Raw genomic sequence first — 15844 nt, forward strand, 5'->3', positions numbered from 1 at the left:
TCCCTCTGACAGAAGGCAGAGATTGATATTGAGAAACTAATGAACTAATTAAGATACTACCATTCAGCAACAACACCGTCTTCCAGACGCCACAATGGATTACGCCAGTCCGGCGCGTTCTGACTTAATTCCATAACCCGCGCTTCATCTATTTCTACGCCAAGTCCGGGCTTCATTAATGGTTTAAAGAAACCGCCTTCCATATTGAAGTCCTCTTTATTTTTCACAAAGTCGAGTAATTCCGCGCCCTTGTTATAGTGAATACCCATACTTTGCTCCTGGAAGACAGCGTTATAAGAGACAAAATCGACGTGCAGGCAGGCGGCAAGCGCAATGGGTCCCAGCGGACAGTGCGGCGCCAGCGCCACGTCGTAGGCTTCGGCCATTCCGGCGATTTTATAGCACTCGGTAATACCGCCGGCATGCGACAGGTCGGGTTGCAGAATAGCCAGCCCACCGGCTTCCAGCACGCGCTTAAACTCGAAGCGCGAGAACATACGTTCGCCCGCCGCAATAGGAATCGAGGTTTGCGCCGCCAGCCGGGGATAATATTCTGCCTGCTCGGCAAGCACCGGCTCTTCAATAAACAGCGGACGATACTGTCCCAGCTCTTTAATGAGTACTTTCGCCATCGGCGCGCTAACGCGGCCGTGGAAATCGAGGCCGAACTCAATTTCATTGCCGAACGCTTCGCGAATTTGCGCGACGGTATTCACCGCCGCATCCACCGCGCGAGAGTTATCGATAAGCCCCAGCTCTTCGCAGCCGTTGAGTTTAAAGGTGTCAAAACCAATACCGCGCAACTTCTTGATGCCATCAATCACCTCTGCCGGACGGTCGCCGCCAACCCAGCTGTAGGCTTTGATTTTGTCGCGCACCAGGCCGCCCATCAGCTGCCAGACCGGCGCGTTCAGCACTTTGCCTTTAATATCCCACAGCGCCTGATCGATACCGGCGATGGCGCTCATTAAAATCGGACCGCCGCGGTAAAAGCCCGCGCGGTACATCACCTGCCACAGGTCGTTAATCCGCGCCGGATCCTGGCCTATCAAATAATCGCCGAGCTCATGCACCGCCGCCTCTACGGTGCGCGCGCGCCCTTCAATCACGGGCTCGCCCCAGCCAACCACGCCTTCGTCGGTGTCAATTTTTAAAAACATCCAGCGCGGGGGTAAACGATACGTGGTGAGTTTGGTTATTTTCATTGCACTGCCTCTCGATACGCTTTAACAAATGCTACCGCCTGCCGTTGGGTACGCTCTACGGATTGGCCGGCGCGATAAAGATCGCTGCCCAGCCCGGCGCCGGTACAGCCTGCTTTTATCCACTGCGCCAGATTTTCCGGCGTCACGCCGCCCACCGCAAAAACGGGAACCTCCGGCGGCAAAACGGCTTTTAACGCTTTGATGTAGTCAGGGCCAAAAGCCGAAGAAGGGAAGACTTTCAACGCCTGAGCCCCGGCGTCCAGCGCGGCGAACGCTTCCGTCGCCGTCGCGCATCCCGGACAAACCGTCATGCCGTAGCTCACCGCACGACGAATGACCTCGGGCTGAATATTGGGCGTGACGATAAGCCTGCAGCCCATTTGGGCAAGCTGGTCCACCCGTTCTGTATTAAGCACGGTGCCTGCGCCAATCAGGGCTTTATCGCCATAAGCCTCAACAACGGCGGGAATACTCTTTTCCCACTGCGGTGAGTTGAGCGGAATTTCAACGGCGTCAAATCCGGCGTCAATCACCGCCCCCACATGCGCCAGCGCCTCTTCCGGCGTAATCCCGCGCAGGATAGCGATAAGCGGTAAGTTAGTTTGCCACTGCATGGATGATGCTCCTTACTCCTGTCTGAAATGCGTTATCACCTGACACCACGGTGGTCTGACGGCCAATGGCGCTCAGGGCCTGCTGATAGCGGTTCGCCAGCGCCTCGCCGCCGACAATGGTGACCTGCGGGTCGCGAAAGCGTTCGCTCAGGGTGGCGACTTCCGCGCCAATCAGCAGCCCCGACAGAAACTCGCCGACCTGCTCGCGCGGCAGCGACCCCAGCACGTGCGAAGCGCGCACCTCAAAAAGCCGCGGCAGGATGTCTGGCGAATGCAGGCCGCGCTCAAGCCCGGCGTTAAACGCGCCGGGAGCGGAGACCTGCTCCGGTAACCCGGCGCCGACCAGCGAGTGGCGCAGCAGCAGATAATGCAGTTCGCCGGTCATCACCGTGCGAAAGTCGTTAATTTGTTGGCGGTCGGCCTGCACCCATTTGCAGTGGGTGCCGGGCATCACGTAGATGGAAGAAGGGGCAATCATCCGCGCGCCGAGGAGCTGAGTCTCTTCGCCGCGCATCACATTCTGGTTAGCGTCGCGGGAGACGCTCAGCCCGGGAATAATCCAGACTTTGTCGCCAACGGACGTCAATTGTTGGCCAATGGCGGAGAAATCAACGGGAACGGGCAAATTGGGCGCCACCTTCCAGCCGACGTTGCTACCGACCATTCCTGCCAACACCGCCGGGGTCGCGCCGTCGCGCCAGCCCCGGGTTATTTCGCTAAACACCGCCGCGGGGGATTCTCCGTTCAAACGCGTGACGCCTGCTGCCGATTGCCTGCTCTCCAGGCACTGGTCGTCCTGATAAAGCCAGGCGCGCAGGTTGGTCGATCCCCAGTCAATTGCGATGTAGCGAGATGTCATGTGATTTCCTTTAACCTTCGTGTCGAGCTGGCGATCATGGTGAGCGCCGCCTGCTCCGCCGCTTCGCTGTCCTGATGCCGGATGGCGTCAAACAGCGCCTTATGTTCCTGGAGCGTTTTCGGCATGTTGGCCTCATCGCCCATCCAGGTCCTTTCAAATACCGCCCGCTGTAGCGAACTGATCGCCACGTTGAGCTGTTGCAGAACCGGGTTATGCACCGACTGCAGCACCGCCTCGTGATAGCGAATATCCGCTTCGTTAAACGCCTCCCTGTCCTGGTTGTTGGCGATCATGTCGTTGAGCGCTTCTTCTATTTGCGCCAGGTCGCTCGACGTCGCGCGCTCGGCCGCCCAGCGGGCAATCGCGGGTTCAACCAGGTTACGTACCTCGCTCATCGCGCTAATCAGCCGCGGGTCGTAATCGCTCTCCAGCACCCACTGTAAAACGTCGGTGTCGAGATAATTCCACTGGTTACGCGGCGCAACGAACGCGCCGCGATAGCGCTTCATTTCAATCAGCCGCTTAGCCATCAACGAACGGAACACTTCGCGAATGATATTGCGCGAGGTGGCAAACTCCTCACACAGGTCGGCTTCCGCGGGCAGCGCAGAGCCGGGAACGTATTTGCCGCTGACAATCTGCTTGCCCAGCGTGATGACGATGCGATCGGTTTTATTGAGAGTCATGGAGAGTCCTTGTGCTCTGGATATCTCCCTCTACTTTACCGCGACCGGCGGATTTAACCGCAACTTTGTAGTACTAACGTGATACCACTCGTCATCGCCATGGACACAATGTAGTACAACACAAACATGTTGTACTACAATTTAGATCACAAAAACGACAATCCGGTTTGGGGATTTTGCGGTGGGGTAAACTCAGCGCATAAAAAAACCCGCGATAAACGCGGGTTTTTCAGAAAGAGATCTTTAGTTTAGGACATACTTTTCAATAGCATATGCCACACCGTCTTCCAGGTTGGATTTGGTGATAAAGTTTGCCGCTTCTTTGACGGCCGGAATCGCGTTGTCCATCGCCACGCCGACGCCAGCGTATTCAATCATCGCAATGTCGTTTTCCTGATCGCCAATCGCCATCACCTCTTCCGCTTTGATACCCAACGCATCGGCCAGCGATTTCACGCCGGTGCCTTTGGTGACACGTTTATCAAGAATTTCAAGGAAGTACGGCGCGCTTTTCAGCACGGTGTATTTCTCTTTCACTTCAGCCGGAATGCGGGCGATAGCCTTGTCCAGAATCGCCGGCTCATCGATCATCATCACTTTCAGCAGCTGGATATTCGGATCCATCTTTTCGGCTTCGCAGAAAACCAGCGGGATCGTCGCCACATAGGATTCATGTACCGTGTAATAGCTCACATCGCGGTTCGCGGTGTACAGAGTGTTGCGATCGAGCGCGTGGAAGTGGGAGCCGACATCGCGGGCCAGCTGTTCCAGATAGCGGTAGTCGTCGTAGCCCAGCGCGGTCTGCGCAACGGTACTGCCGTCGCTCGCCTTCTGCACTAAAGCGCCGTTATAGGTGATGCAGTAATCCCCTGGCTGCTCCATATGCAGTTCTTTCAGATAGTTGTGCACGCCAGCGTAAGGGCGGCCGGTGGTCAGTACCACGTTGACGCCGCGTTCACGGGCTGCGGCAATCGCAGTTTTCACCGCAGGAGAGATAGTATGGTCAGGCAGCAGCAGCGTGCCGTCCATATCGATTGCAATCAGTTTAATAGCCATGAAATCCCCGGGTAAGATGAGTCCTTACTCATGCTAACGCGATTAAGCCCACAAAAATAGAGCTACATTGCACAGCAGAATCCCCCCTTTTAGGCAAAACCCGGGGACGAGATATTACTCGCGGGTGAGGACAATTTTACCAAACGCGCCGCGATCGAGGTGTTCTAGCGCCTGTTCAAGCTGGTTAAAGCGGTAACGGTGCTCGATCACAGGTTTCAACCCGGTCACGTCAACGGCGCGAACGAAATCTTCCAGCGCACGACGGTGCCCGACGCCAATCCCCTGAATCACGGGGGATTTCAGCAACAGTTCGCCCGCGGACAGCGAGATTTCACTGCCGGCCAGCACGCCGATGACCGAAATACGCCCATGAACCGCCACGGCGCGCAGGGAATGCCTCAGGTTCTCCCCACCAACGGTTTCAATAATATGGTCAATGCCGCGATCGTTTGTCAGTTCGTATATCCCTTCAGCCCAGTCGCCTTTAAGCCGGTTGATGCCATAATCGGCGCCGAGTTGTTTGGCCCGCGCCAGTTTTTCATCGCTTCCCGACGTGACAAAAACCTCCGCCCCCTGCGCTTTGGCAATTTGCAAAGCGAATATCGCCACACCGCCCGTGCCCTGCACCAGCACCGATTGTCCGGCGCGCAAATGACCGCGCTCCACCAGCGCGAACCATGCGGTAAGCCCGGCGCAGGGTAAGGTGCTGGCCTCTGCGTCATCCAGGGTTTCCGGGGCGGCCACCAGCCCGTTTTCATTCACAATCACGTACTCAGCCAGCATCCCCTGAAAGTAACCGCCGGTCGTTTTATAGGGCAAAGTGCGGGCGTCCGCTGTTGGCCTACCGTCGATCCACTCAGGGAAAAAGGTCGAGATGACGCGAGCGCCGGGTTTAAAACGCGTGACGCCCTCTCCCGTACTTTCCACCACGCCTGCCATATCGGATGCCGGGGTAAACGGGAAGGAAAGCGCGATCGGCATGGAGCCTTCGATAACCATTTTATCGCGGTAGTTGAGCGCAACGGCATTCACCCGTACGCGGACTTCTCCTGGCCCTGGCTGCGGCACGGGCGCCTGGGTGAGTTTGAGATTCTCGCGCCCGAGGGCGTTCATCGACCAGCGCTGCATTGTCTCTGTCATTTTTTTCTCCTGGCATCAAATAAGCTTCAGTATCGACAGTCTACCGTTGACTCAGCGTCACCAGTGGCGATAACTTTTCCCACTATTGACGCCAGAAAAGAAACAATCTATGTCCAATACGCTGAAGGATATTCCGGTTTTTGTAGCCGCCGTTGAGGCGGGCAGTTTTGCGCAGGCCGCAATCCGTTTACATTTGTCGCGCTCGGCGGTGGGAAAGAGCATCGCTCGCCTTGAGGAACGACTGGGGGTACGTCTGTTTCAACGTACGACCCGCAGCCAAAGCCTGACCGACAACGGCGCCCTTTTTTATGAACGTTGCCTGCGGGCGCTGGAGGAAATTCGGGGCGCAGAATCGCTGCTGGAAACGGGCAAACAGCAGGTCAGCGGCCGCCTGCGCGTTGCCATGCCGGTGCTGTTTGGTCGCCAGTGCGTCGCCCCGCTGCTGATCGCGCTGGCGCAGGAACATCCAGGCCTTGAGCTGGAGATGTCATTCAGCGACCGGGTCGTGGATCTCGTCGAGGAAGGGTTTGATATGGCGGTACGTAACGGCACGCTTCAGGACAGCAGCGTTCTGGTCGCCAGAAGGCTGGGAGAACACCGCATGGTACTGTGCGCCGCGCCGGATTATCTGCAGAAGAAGGGTACCCCGCAAAGCGTTGATGATTTGCCCCATCATGCGGCCATTAACTATCTGCAGGCAGGCAGAGTGCTATCCTGGCAGCTGATGGATAACGAAGGTGCCTCGCATACCTTTACACCCCATTCATCGCTCAATATGGATGATTTGCAGGCGATCTGCGACGCTGCGCTGGCCGGACACGGCATTGCATGGCTGCCCTGCTGGATGGTCAGCAAAGACATTCATGAGGGAAAACTCGTCCCGCTGTTAAAGCAGGCGCCGGATGTGCGCTTCGACATTCACGCGGTCTGGCAACAGACGCCGCATCTACCGCTGAGGGTGCGAATTGCCGTCGATACGCTCGCCAGCCGTTTACCGTCCGCGATGTCGCTGGATATGCCTGCGCCCATAAAAAAGCCGCGCTAAACGCGCGGCCTGAGTCTGGCGGTGTAACAACGATTAAATGTCGATGTTCGCCGCTTTAAGGGCGTTCTCTTCGATAAAGGCGCGGCGCGGTTCAACGGCGTCACCCATCAGGGTGGTGAACAGCTGGTCAGCGGCAATCGCATCCTTCACGGTCACGCGCAGCATGCGGCGGCTATCCGGGTCCATAGTGGTTTCCCACAGCTGATCCGGGTTCATCTCGCCCAGACCTTTATAGCGCTGGATAGAGAGGCCGCGACGGGACTCTTTTACCAGCCAGTCCAGCGCCTGCTCGAAGCTGGCAACCGGCTGGCGGCGCTCGCCGCGCTCGATAAAGGCATCGTCTTCAATCAGGCCGCGCAGCGTTTCGCCCAGCGCGCAGATACGGCGGTATTCCGGCCCGGTAATGAACTCGTGATCCAGCGGGTAGTCGGTGTCCACGCCATGGGTACGCACGCGAACAATCGGCTCAAACTGCTGCAGCTCTGCGTTCTCGCGGATATCAAATTTCCACTGGCTGCCGTGCTGCTCTTTCTCATTCAGCTCGCTCACCAGGGTATTGATCCAGCGAGTCACCGCCTGCTCGTTGCTCAGGTCGGCTTCCGCCAGCGTCGGTTGATAGACAAGCTCTTTCAGCAGCGCTTTCGGGAAGCGACGCTCCATACGACCGATCATTTTCTGCGTGGCGTTATACTCGGCAACCAGTTTCTCCAGCGGCTCGCCGGCTAAGGCCGGCGCGTTGGCGTTGGTGTGCAGGGTTGCGCCATCCAGCGCGATGGAGATTTGGTACTGATCCATCGCTTCATCGTCTTTAATATACTGTTCCTGCTTGCCTTTCTTCACTTTATACAGCGGCGGCTGGGCGATGTAGACGTGGCCGCGCTCGACGATTTCCGGCATCTGGCGATAGAAGAAGGTCAACAGTAGCGTACGAATGTGCGAGCCGTCGACGTCCGCATCGGTCATGATAATGATGCTGTGGTAGCGCAGTTTGTCCGGGTTGTACTCATCGCGGCCAATGCCGCAGCCCAGCGCGGTAATCAGCGTCGCTACTTCCTGAGACGCGAGCATTTTGTCAAAGCGCGCTTTCTCAACGTTGAGGATTTTACCCTTCAGCGGCAGAATCGCCTGGTTCTTACGGTTACGCCCCTGCTTCGCAGAACCGCCCGCCGAGTCCCCTTCCACTAAGTACAGTTCAGAGTGCGCGGGGTCGCGTTCCTGACAATCCGCCAGCTTGCCCGGCAGGCCCGCCAGGTCCAGCGCGCCTTTACGGCGGGTCATCTCACGCGCGCGACGTGCGGCTTCGCGCGCGCGCGCCGCGTCGATGATTTTACCGACCACGATTTTGGCGTCAGACGGGTTTTCCAGCAGGTATTCGTTCAGCAGTTCGTTCATCTGCTGTTCGACCGCCGATTTCACCTCAGAGGAGACCAGCTTGTCTTTGGTCTGCGAGGAGAATTTCGGATCCGGCACCTTCACGGAGACCACAGCGATCAGGCCTTCACGGGCATCGTCGCCGGTGGCGCTGACTTTCGCTTTCTTGCTGTAGCCTTCTTTATCCATGTAGGCGTTCAGGGTACGGGTCATCGCCGCACGGAAGCCTGCAAGGTGGGTACCGCCGTCGCGCTGCGGAATGTTGTTGGTAAAGCAGTAGATGTTTTCCTGGAAACCATCGTTCCACTGCAGCGCAACTTCAACGCCGATGCCGTCTTTTTCGGTGGAGAAATAGAAGATATTCGGGTGGATCGGCGTTTTGTTTTTATTCAGATATTCTACGAACGCTTTAATACCGCCTTCGTAGTGGAAATGATCCTCTTTACCGTCGCGCTTGTCGCGCAGGCGAATCGACACCCCGGAGTTCAGGAACGACAGCTCGCGCAGGCGTTTTGCCAGAATCTCGTATTCGAATTCGACCACGTTAGTGAAGGTTTCGTAGCTCGGCCAGAAACGCACCATGGTGCCGGTTTTTTCGGTTTCGCCGGTCACCGCCAGCGGCGCCTGCGGCACGCCGTGCGCATACATCTGACGATGAATTTTGTTATCGCGCTGAATGACCAGTTCCAGCTTCTGCGACAGGGCGTTAACCACGGAAACGCCTACACCGTGCAGACCACCGGAAACTTTATACGAGTTATCATCGAATTTGCCGCCCGCGTGCAGAACGGTCATGATCACTTCCGCCGCCGACACGCCCTCTTCCGGGTGAATACCGGTCGGAATACCGCGACCATCATCCTGGACGGAGACGGAGTTATCGCTGTGGATAGTAACAACGATGTCTTTACAGTAACCTGCGAGCGCTTCGTCGATAGCGTTATCCACAACCTCGAATACCATGTGGTGCAGACCGGTGCCGTCATCCGTGTCGCCGATATACATACCCGGGCGCTTACGCACCGCATCCAGCCCTTTCAGGACTTTGATACTGGAGGAGTCATAAGAATTCGACATCAACGTTTCTCGCTCATTTTATCTTAGGTTAATCCGCTATTTTACCCTTTTCCACGGTAAACATCTTCGAATTTTCGTCCGACATGTCCATAACGTGTTCAGCGCTAATGGCGCTGACGAAAACCTGCGACTGCGTGGCTTTTAAGCGGCTGGCAAGCAGCCCGCGCCGCGCGTCGTCAAGTTCCGAGGCAAAATCATCTATCAGGTACAGGCACCGCCGCCCGCTTTCGCGGGTCAGAAACTCGCCTTGCGCCAGTCGTAGGGCGCACATCAGCAGCTTAAGCTGCCCGCGTGACAATGTATCCTCTACCGGCGCGCCGTCGGCACGAATGCGGAAATCCGCTTTATGCGGGCCGTGGGCGGTATAGGTTAGCATGCGATCGCGTTCGAAATTTCGCTCCAGCACCTCGGCATAATCCGTTTCTTTCTCCCAGCCGCGCTGGAAAGAAAAGGTGAGAGCGAACTCCGGCAAAAACTGCCGACAGGTATCCGCCATGTCTTCGACGATAGCGGCGCTATATTCGGCCCGCCAGCGGCTAATCAGCTCTGCCAGCGGGATCAGCTCCAGATCCCATGGCCGCAGCTGGGCATAGCGGCTGACCTGACGCAGCGCGGCGTTGCGCTGCTTCACCAGGCGCTTCAGGTTGCTCCAGGCGGTAAAGAATCCGGCTTCGTTGTGAAAGCATCCCCAGTCAAGGAACGCTCTTCTGTATTTGGGGCCGCCGTTGAGTAAAGTAAACCCCTCCGGCGTAATCAGCTGCATCGGCATCAGGTGCGCCAGCTCAGCCACTTTATGCCCGTCGGTACCGTCGATACGCACCTTGCTGTCGCCCTGCTTATCTTTCGTCAGGCCGATAGATACTTCACGCTCTTCACCCTGCAGGCGACCGTGCAGGACAAAGGACTCCTGTTCGTGACGAATCACGCGGCCAATCTGCAAACTACGAAACGCCCGACCATGGCCGAGCGTATAGATAGCTTCAAGTACGCTGGTTTTGCCGCTGCCGTTGGCGCCAACCAGGAAATTAAAGCCGGGAGAGAGGGCGAGATCCGCATTTTCAATATTGCGGAAGTCTTTGATTAGAAGTCGGGATAGCGACATATCAGCTCATAAGCAGGGCGTTATCGGCGCAGTTAGTCTGGTCACGGCCAGCGCGCAGCAACCGGAGCGTACTAAAGTACGTGAGGATTGCGAGCACTGCCCGGAGCCAGAATAACAAGTAAGATAGCCCGATATTTTCTACAGCCTCATAGGCATGACGACGTATGCTGCGGATTGGGAGGCCGCATCCTCAATCTGCACGCTCGAAACGGAATCGGTCAGCAGAATGCGCACGTTCTCACACTTCAGCGCGTTCAGGACGTCCAGCACATAGCTGACGTTAAAGCCGATTTCCATCTCGGTCCCGGCATAGGTGACATCAAGAATTTCTTCCGCTTCTTCCTGTTCCGGGTTATTGGCGGTGATTTTCAGCTGATTTTCACTGACGTACAGGCGCACGCCGCGGAATTTTTCGTTAGAAAGAATCGCCGCGCGGGCAAAGGCCTGCTTGAGAATATCGCAGCCGGCGTCCAGATGCTTATCCGGATTCTTCGGCAGTACGCGGCGATAGTCAGGAAAACGACCATCCACCAGCTTTGAAGTGAAGATAAAGTCGCCAACGTGAGCGCGAATATTATTGCTGCCGATCTGCACGCGCAGCGGCGTATCGCCGCCGTCGAGCATACGCATCAGCTCAATCACGCCTTTACGCGGCACGATCACCGAATGATTGGGCAGGGACTCTTCCAGTGGCATCGAGCAGACCGCCAGGCGGTGGCCGTCTGTCGCCACGGTGCGCAGTTCGCTACCTTCGGTTTCAAACAGCATACCGTTTAAGTAATAGCGAACGTCCTGGTGCGCCATCGAAAACTGCGTCGCTTCGATCAGGCGCTTCATGGTCGCCTGCGGCAGGGTAAATTCAACTTCGCTCTGCCAGTCATCGAGGTTCGGGAAATCCGCCGCAGGCAGCGTCGAGAGCGAAAAGCGGCTGCGTCCGGAACGCACCAGCATGCGCTCGCCTTCCAGCTGGACCGCGATCTCCGCGCCTTCAGGCAGGCCGCGGCAGATATCAAAAAATTTACGCGCCGGAACGGTTGTAGCTCCCGCTTCGTGCGGCTGAATCAGCGCAACGCGCGCGACCATTTCCATTTCCAGATCGGTACCGGTCAGCGACAGCGCGCCATCGGTAACCTGTAGGAGCAGGTTGCCAAGAATCGGTAGCGTCGGACGACCACCTAAAGGACCGCTCACCTGTTGCAGCGGTTTTAATAAATGTTCACGTTCTACGGTAAATTTCATAGCGTCACGAGGATAATGTTCTGATTAAATTGGAAAAATCTTCTTTGATATCGTGGCTTTCTTCACGCAGTTGCTCAATCTTGCGGCAAGCGTGCAGGACGGTGGTATGGTCGCGGCCGCCAAACGCGTCGCCGATTTCCGGCAGACTGTGGTTGGTCAGCTCTTTTGCCAGCGCCATCGCCATCTGGCGGGGGCGCGCCACCGAACGGGAGCGGCGTTTAGACAGCAGGTCCGCTACCTTAATTTTGTAATACTCCGCCACCGTCTTTTGAATATTGTCGATGGTGACCAGTTTTTCCTGTAAAGCCAGCAGATCGCGCAGCGCTTCGCGCACGAAATCGATGGTGATCGCCCGGCCGGTAAAGTTGGCGTTGGCGATAACGCGGTTCAGCGCCCCTTCAAGCTCACGTACGTTAGAGCGCAGGCGCTTAGCAATAAAGAACGCCACTTCGCCCGGCAGGCGGATGTCGTTTTCATCGGCTTTTTTCATCAGGATCGCCACGCGGGTTTCCAGCTCTGGCGGCTCGATCGCGACCGTCAGCCCCCAGCCGAAGCGTGATTTCAGACGATCCTCAACCCCGTTGATCTCCTTCGGATAGCGATCCGACGTCAGGATGATCTGCTGATTGCCTTCCAGCAGGGCGTTAAAGGTGTGAAAAAACTCTTCCTGCGAGCGCTCTTTATTAGCGAAAAACTGAATGTCATCGATCAGCAGGGCATCAACGGAGCGGTAATAGCGCTTAAATTCTTCAATAGCGTTGTTTTGCAGGGCTTTTACCATGTCCTGTACAAAGCGCTCGGAGTGCATGTAAACCACTTTCGCATTGGGTTTACGCGCCACAATTCCGTTACCAACCGCATGTAAAAGGTGGGTTTTACCCAGGCCGGTGCCGCCATAAAGGAACAGCGGGTTGTACGCGCCGCCGGGGTTATCCGCAACCTGACGCGCCGCCGCGCGAGCCAGCTGGTTGGATTTACCTTCGACGAAGTTATCAAACGTGTGTTTTACATTGACGTTAGAGCGGTAGGTCGGTTCTGCCGGCGCCGGAACGTTATCCCAGCCCGGACGCACGATCGTCGGCGCAACGCGCGCCGTCTGGATCTGCTGCGCGGGCGCTGCGGCCGCAACGCTTACCGTACCTCTCTGCATCTGAACGGCTGGCTTAGCGCCTACCTCAAACCGCAGCTGTGGGGCATCCGCACCGCAAAAATCATTGAGGAGTCCATTGATATTATTGAGGTATTTATCCCTTACCCAATCGAGCACAAAACGGTTTGGCGCATACAGTGCCAGCGTGTTATCGCTCAACTCCGCCTGCAAAGGGCGTATCCACATGCTGAATTCTGTGGCTGGTAACTCATCCTGCAATCGGGCAAGACACTGCTGCCAAAGCGAAAGTGACACGGCGGACTCCACTCGAACAAAAATCGATATATAAAAAGAGAAACTGAAACAATCGTGATTGTTGGCACACGTCGACAAGACCCTGCATAGCCGAAAAGCCCCTGCACTAAAGGGGTGACGTGCGAACCGCTATCTGCGGTTATTACCCGATGCGGATCTCTGGATCCCGATCGGGACCGGGGATCATAGCCTAAACTGAGAAAGAGATCTTGTGTTTCTCAACAGATTCTTCCCGATTTATCCACAGGAAGGATCGAAGCTGGGTAAGTGTAATCGATCCTGGCGGGAGTGGAGCACGATTTCAGCCGCATATTGGAAAAATTAATGAACTATCCTGGTTTTGGGCTTAATCGATCTAACAAAGATCCTTTGCGATCCTTGCGCTTTATCCACCAGGTCGTATAATCCACCACCCGGCGCGTAATGCCCGTTTTCCGTAACGTGCCATCGCCTGTTTTTTGTGCGGCAAGGTGCGAGAAATAAGGAAAGAGAATTGACTCCGGAGTGTACAATTATTACAATCCGGCCTCTTTAATCACCCACGCTGAGGCGTAGGCCGTTCGAAATTCGTTCGGATTTACGCGAAAGTCAGTGAAATTATTCAAGTTTAGGTAGAAATCGCCATGAAACGCACTTTTCAACCGTCTGTACTGAAGCGCAACCGTTCTCACGGCTTCCGTGCTCGTATGGCTACTAAAAATGGTCGTCAGGTTCTGGCACGTCGTCGTGCTAAAAGCCGCGCTCGTCTGACCGTTTCCAAGTAATAAAGCTAACCCTGAGTGGTTAAGCTCGCATTTCCCAGGGAGTTACGCTTGTTAACTCCCAGTCATTTCACTTTCGTCTTCCAGCAGCCATTACGGGCTGGCACGCCGCAAATCACCATCCTCGGCCGCCAAAATTCGCTGGGGCATCCCCGCATCGGTCTTACCGTCGCCAAGAAGAACGTCAAGCGAGCGCATGAGCGCAATCGGATTAAACGTCTGACGCGTGAAAGCTTCCGTTTACGTCAACATGAACTCCCGCCAATGGATTTCGTGGTGGTGGCGAAGAAAGGGGTTGCCGACCTCGATAACCGTGCTCTCTCGGAAGCGTTGGAAAAATTATGGCGCCGCCACTGTCGCCTGGCTCGCGGGTCCTGATAGGCCTGATTCGGGTCTATCAGCGCCTGATTAGTCCGCTACTCGGGCCGCATTGCCGTTTCACGCCGACCTGTTCTCAATACGGAATTGAGGCATTGCGCAGGTTTGGATTGATAAAAGGCAGTTGGTTGACGGTGAAACGCGTATTAAAATGCCACCCTTTACACCCTGGTGGTGACGATCCCGTCCCGCCTGGACCATTTGATACCAGAGAACACTAACGATGGATTCGCAACGCAATCTTCTTATCATCGCTTTGTTGTTCGTGTCTTTCATGATCTGGCAAGCCTGGGAGCAGGATAACAATCCTCAACCCCAGCAGCAGACCACGCAGACAACGACCACAGCAACGGGTAGCGCCGCCGACCAGGGCGTACCGGCCAGTGGCCAGGGGAAACTGATTACGGTAAAAACCGATGTGCTTGACCTGACCATCAACACCAGCGGTGGTGATGTTGAGCAAGCGCTGCTTCTGGATTATCCGAAAGAGCTGAAGTCGACTGAGCCGTTCCAGTTACTGGAAACCACGCCGCAGTTTACCTATCAGGCGCAGAGCGGCCTGACCGGTCGTGATGGCCCGGACAACCCGGCTAACGGACCGCGTCCGTTGTATAACGTCGATAAAGATGCGTTTGTGCTGGCTGATGGCCAGAACGAAATCGTCATTCCTCTGATGTACACCGATAAAGCAGGCAACGTATTCACCAAAACCTTCACCCTGAAGCGCGGTGAATATGCGGTAAACGTCGGCTATAGCGTGCAGAACGCCAGCGAAAAACCGCTGGAAGTGTCTACGTTTGGCCAGCTGAAGCAAACCGCCAACCTGCCGACGCATCGCGACACGCAGACCGGCGGCCTGACAACGATGCACACCTTCCGCGGCGCGGCGTACTCAACGTCTGAAACGAAGTACGAAAAATACAAATTCGATACTATCGTCGATAACGAAAACCTGAACGTCAGCACCAAAAACGGTTGGGTTGCCATGCTGCAGCAGTACTTCACAACCGCATGGGTTCCGCAGAACAACGGTACTAACAACTTCTACACCGCGAATCTCGGCAACGGTATTGTGGCGATCGGCTACAAATCGCAGCCGGTTCTGGTGCAGCCGGGTCAAACCGATAAGCTGGAAAGCACCCTGTGGGTCGGCCCGGCTATTCAGGACAAAATGGCCGCCGTTGCGCCGCATCTTGACCTGACCGTCGACTACGGCTGGCTGTGGTTTATCTCTCAGCCGCTGTTCAAACTGCTGAAATGGATCCATAGCTTCCTGGGCAACTGGGGCTTCTCCATCATCGTTATCACCTTTATCGTTCGTGGCATCATGTACCCGCTGACCAAAGCGCAGTACACCTCCATGGCGAAGATGCGTATGCTGCAGCCGAAGATTCAGGCGATGCGCGAGCGTCTGGGCGACGACAAGCAGCGTCAAAGCCAGGAGATGATGGCCCTGTATAAAGCTGAGAAGGTTAACCCGCTGGGTGGCTGCTTCCCGCTGATTATCCAGATGCCAATCTTCCTTGCGCTGTACTATATGCTGAGCGCCTCGGTTGAACTGCGTCATGCGCCGTTTATCCTGTGGATCCACGACCTGTCTGCGCAAGACCCGTACTACATCCTGCCGATCATCATGGGCGCGACGATGTTCTTCATCCAGAAGATGTCTCCGACCACCGTGACCGACCCGATGCAGCAGAAGATCATGACCTTTATGCCGGTCATCTTCACGGTGTTCTTCCTGTGGTTCCCGTCCGGTCTGGTGGTTTACTATATCGTCAGCAACCTGGTCACCATTATTCAGCAGCAGTTGATTTACCGTGGTCTGGAGAAGCGTGGCCTGCATAGCCGCGAGAAGAAAAAATCCTGATACTCTTGAATTATTTTGAGTATTTACGGTAACGTT

Annotated in this window: 15 protein-coding genes; 5 read left to right on the top strand and 10 right to left on the bottom strand. The window is 55.9% G+C overall.

Annotated features, from left to right (window positions below):
• Positions 1–56 precede the first annotated feature (56 nt).
• The 6 genes from dgoD to CMQ96_RS24070 form a co-directional block, all read right to left on the bottom strand.
• The gene (gene dgoD, locus CMQ96_RS24045; protein ID WP_098067441.1) at positions 57–1205 is read right to left on the bottom strand and encodes a galactonate dehydratase; all 1149 of its coding nucleotides are present in this window, start codon (positions 1203–1205) and stop codon (positions 57–59) included.
• Positions 1202–1819, bottom strand: coding sequence for a 2-dehydro-3-deoxy-6-phosphogalactonate aldolase (locus CMQ96_RS24050; protein ID WP_098067442.1), 618 nt, complete (start codon positions 1817–1819; stop codon positions 1202–1204). The genes dgoD and CMQ96_RS24050 overlap by 4 nt, the downstream gene beginning before the upstream one ends.
• Entirely contained in the window at positions 1803–2678 is an 876-nt protein-coding gene (locus CMQ96_RS24055; protein WP_098067443.1) for a 2-dehydro-3-deoxygalactonokinase, read from the bottom strand. The genes CMQ96_RS24050 and CMQ96_RS24055 overlap by 17 nt, the downstream gene beginning before the upstream one ends.
• Positions 2675–3364, bottom strand: coding sequence for a D-galactonate utilization transcriptional regulator DgoR (dgoR, locus tag CMQ96_RS24060; protein ID WP_004126932.1), 690 nt, complete (start codon positions 3362–3364; stop codon positions 2675–2677). Before dgoR ends, CMQ96_RS24055 begins: the two co-directional genes overlap by 4 nt.
• Positions 3365–3607: 243 nt before the next feature.
• Entirely contained in the window at positions 3608–4420 is an 813-nt protein-coding gene (gene yidA, locus CMQ96_RS24065; protein WP_098067444.1) for a sugar-phosphatase, read from the bottom strand.
• A 114-nt stretch (positions 4421–4534) separates the two neighbouring features.
• A complete protein-coding gene (locus tag CMQ96_RS24070) occupies positions 4535–5560 on the bottom strand; it encodes an NAD(P)-dependent alcohol dehydrogenase (RefSeq protein ID WP_024360550.1) in 1026 nt (341 codons plus the stop codon).
• A gap of 109 nt (positions 5561–5669) precedes the next feature.
• Between CMQ96_RS24070 and CMQ96_RS24075 the strand changes: the two genes are divergently transcribed.
• Positions 5670–6605 (top strand): LysR family transcriptional regulator, encoded by a 936-nt coding sequence (locus CMQ96_RS24075; RefSeq protein ID WP_024360549.1) that lies wholly within the window; start codon positions 5670–5672, stop codon positions 6603–6605.
• Positions 6606–6638: 33 nt separating this feature from the next.
• Here CMQ96_RS24075 and gyrB read toward each other — a convergent pair whose 3' ends face one another.
• From gyrB to dnaA, 4 genes are all read right to left on the bottom strand, one after another.
• On the bottom strand, positions 6639–9053 hold the full coding sequence (gene gyrB / locus CMQ96_RS24080; RefSeq protein WP_024360548.1) for a DNA topoisomerase (ATP-hydrolyzing) subunit B: 2415 nt from the start codon (positions 9051–9053) through the stop codon (positions 6639–6641).
• Between the two features lie 28 nt (positions 9054–9081).
• Entirely contained in the window at positions 9082–10155 is a 1074-nt protein-coding gene (gene recF, locus CMQ96_RS24085; RefSeq protein ID WP_004871824.1) for a DNA replication/repair protein RecF, read from the bottom strand.
• A 138-nt stretch (positions 10156–10293) separates the two neighbouring features.
• Positions 10294–11394: a DNA polymerase III subunit beta gene (gene dnaN, locus CMQ96_RS24090; RefSeq protein ID WP_004107206.1), complete on the bottom strand. Its 1101-nt coding sequence runs from the start codon at positions 11392–11394 to the stop codon at positions 10294–10296.
• A gap of 4 nt (positions 11395–11398) precedes the next feature.
• Positions 11399–12799, bottom strand: coding sequence for a chromosomal replication initiator protein DnaA (gene dnaA / locus CMQ96_RS24095; RefSeq protein WP_004871826.1), 1401 nt, complete (start codon positions 12797–12799; stop codon positions 11399–11401).
• Between the two features lie 623 nt (positions 12800–13422).
• Here dnaA and rpmH point away from each other — a divergent pair.
• From rpmH to yidC, 4 genes are read left to right on the top strand one after another with little or no spacing between them, the layout of a single operon-like run.
• Complete coding sequence (gene rpmH / locus CMQ96_RS24105; RefSeq protein ID WP_004871828.1) at positions 13423–13563, top strand: 50S ribosomal protein L34; 141 nt, start codon at positions 13423–13425, stop codon at positions 13561–13563.
• A 15-nt stretch (positions 13564–13578) separates the two neighbouring features.
• Positions 13579–13938: a ribonuclease P protein component gene (gene rnpA / locus CMQ96_RS24110; RefSeq protein WP_004871829.1), complete on the top strand. Its 360-nt coding sequence runs from the start codon at positions 13579–13581 to the stop codon at positions 13936–13938.
• The gene (gene yidD / locus CMQ96_RS24115; RefSeq protein ID WP_004871831.1) at positions 13902–14159 is read left to right on the top strand and encodes a membrane protein insertion efficiency factor YidD; all 258 of its coding nucleotides are present in this window, start codon (positions 13902–13904) and stop codon (positions 14157–14159) included. The genes rnpA and yidD overlap by 37 nt, the downstream gene beginning before the upstream one ends.
• Before the next feature lie 2 nt (positions 14160–14161).
• Positions 14162–15808 (top strand): membrane protein insertase YidC, encoded by a 1647-nt coding sequence (gene yidC / locus CMQ96_RS24120; RefSeq protein WP_098067445.1) that lies wholly within the window; start codon positions 14162–14164, stop codon positions 15806–15808.
• Positions 15809–15844: the final 36 nt, after the last annotated feature.

The sequence above is a fragment of the Klebsiella sp. MBT K-1 genome (genome assembly GCF_002556465.1).
Classification (GTDB): domain Bacteria; phylum Pseudomonadota; class Gammaproteobacteria; order Enterobacterales; family Enterobacteriaceae; genus Klebsiella; species Klebsiella grimontii.

What these genes read in the sequence shown, in the direction of transcription:
- gyrB (WP_024360548.1), bottom strand. Translation starts at nt 9,053, where the DNA reads ATGTCGAATTCTTATGACTCCTCCAGTATCAAAGTCCTGAAAGGGCTG.
- dgoR (WP_004126932.1), bottom strand. Translation starts at nt 3,364, where the DNA reads ATGACTCTCAATAAAACCGATCGCATCGTCATCACGCTGGGCAAGCAG.
- rpmH (WP_004871828.1), top strand. Translation starts at nt 13,423, where the DNA reads ATGAAACGCACTTTTCAACCGTCTGTACTGAAGCGCAACCGTTCTCAC.
- yidA (WP_098067444.1), bottom strand. Translation starts at nt 4,420, where the DNA reads ATGGCTATTAAACTGATTGCAATCGATATGGACGGCACGCTGCTGCTG.
- dnaN (WP_004107206.1), bottom strand. Translation starts at nt 11,394, where the DNA reads ATGAAATTTACCGTAGAACGTGAACATTTATTAAAACCGCTGCAACAG.
- CMQ96_RS24070 (WP_024360550.1), bottom strand. Translation starts at nt 5,560, where the DNA reads ATGACAGAGACAATGCAGCGCTGGTCGATGAACGCCCTCGGGCGCGAG.
- CMQ96_RS24050 (WP_098067442.1), bottom strand. Translation starts at nt 1,819, where the DNA reads ATGCAGTGGCAAACTAACTTACCGCTTATCGCTATCCTGCGCGGGATT.
- dgoD (WP_098067441.1), bottom strand. Translation starts at nt 1,205, where the DNA reads ATGAAAATAACCAAACTCACCACGTATCGTTTACCCCCGCGCTGGATG.
- CMQ96_RS24075 (WP_024360549.1), top strand. Translation starts at nt 5,670, where the DNA reads ATGTCCAATACGCTGAAGGATATTCCGGTTTTTGTAGCCGCCGTTGAG.
- CMQ96_RS24055 (WP_098067443.1), bottom strand. Translation starts at nt 2,678, where the DNA reads ATGACATCTCGCTACATCGCAATTGACTGGGGATCGACCAACCTGCGC.
- yidD (WP_004871831.1), top strand. Translation starts at nt 13,902, where the DNA reads ATGGCGCCGCCACTGTCGCCTGGCTCGCGGGTCCTGATAGGCCTGATT.
- recF (WP_004871824.1), bottom strand. Translation starts at nt 10,155, where the DNA reads ATGTCGCTATCCCGACTTCTAATCAAAGACTTCCGCAATATTGAAAAT.
- yidC (WP_098067445.1), top strand. Translation starts at nt 14,162, where the DNA reads ATGGATTCGCAACGCAATCTTCTTATCATCGCTTTGTTGTTCGTGTCT.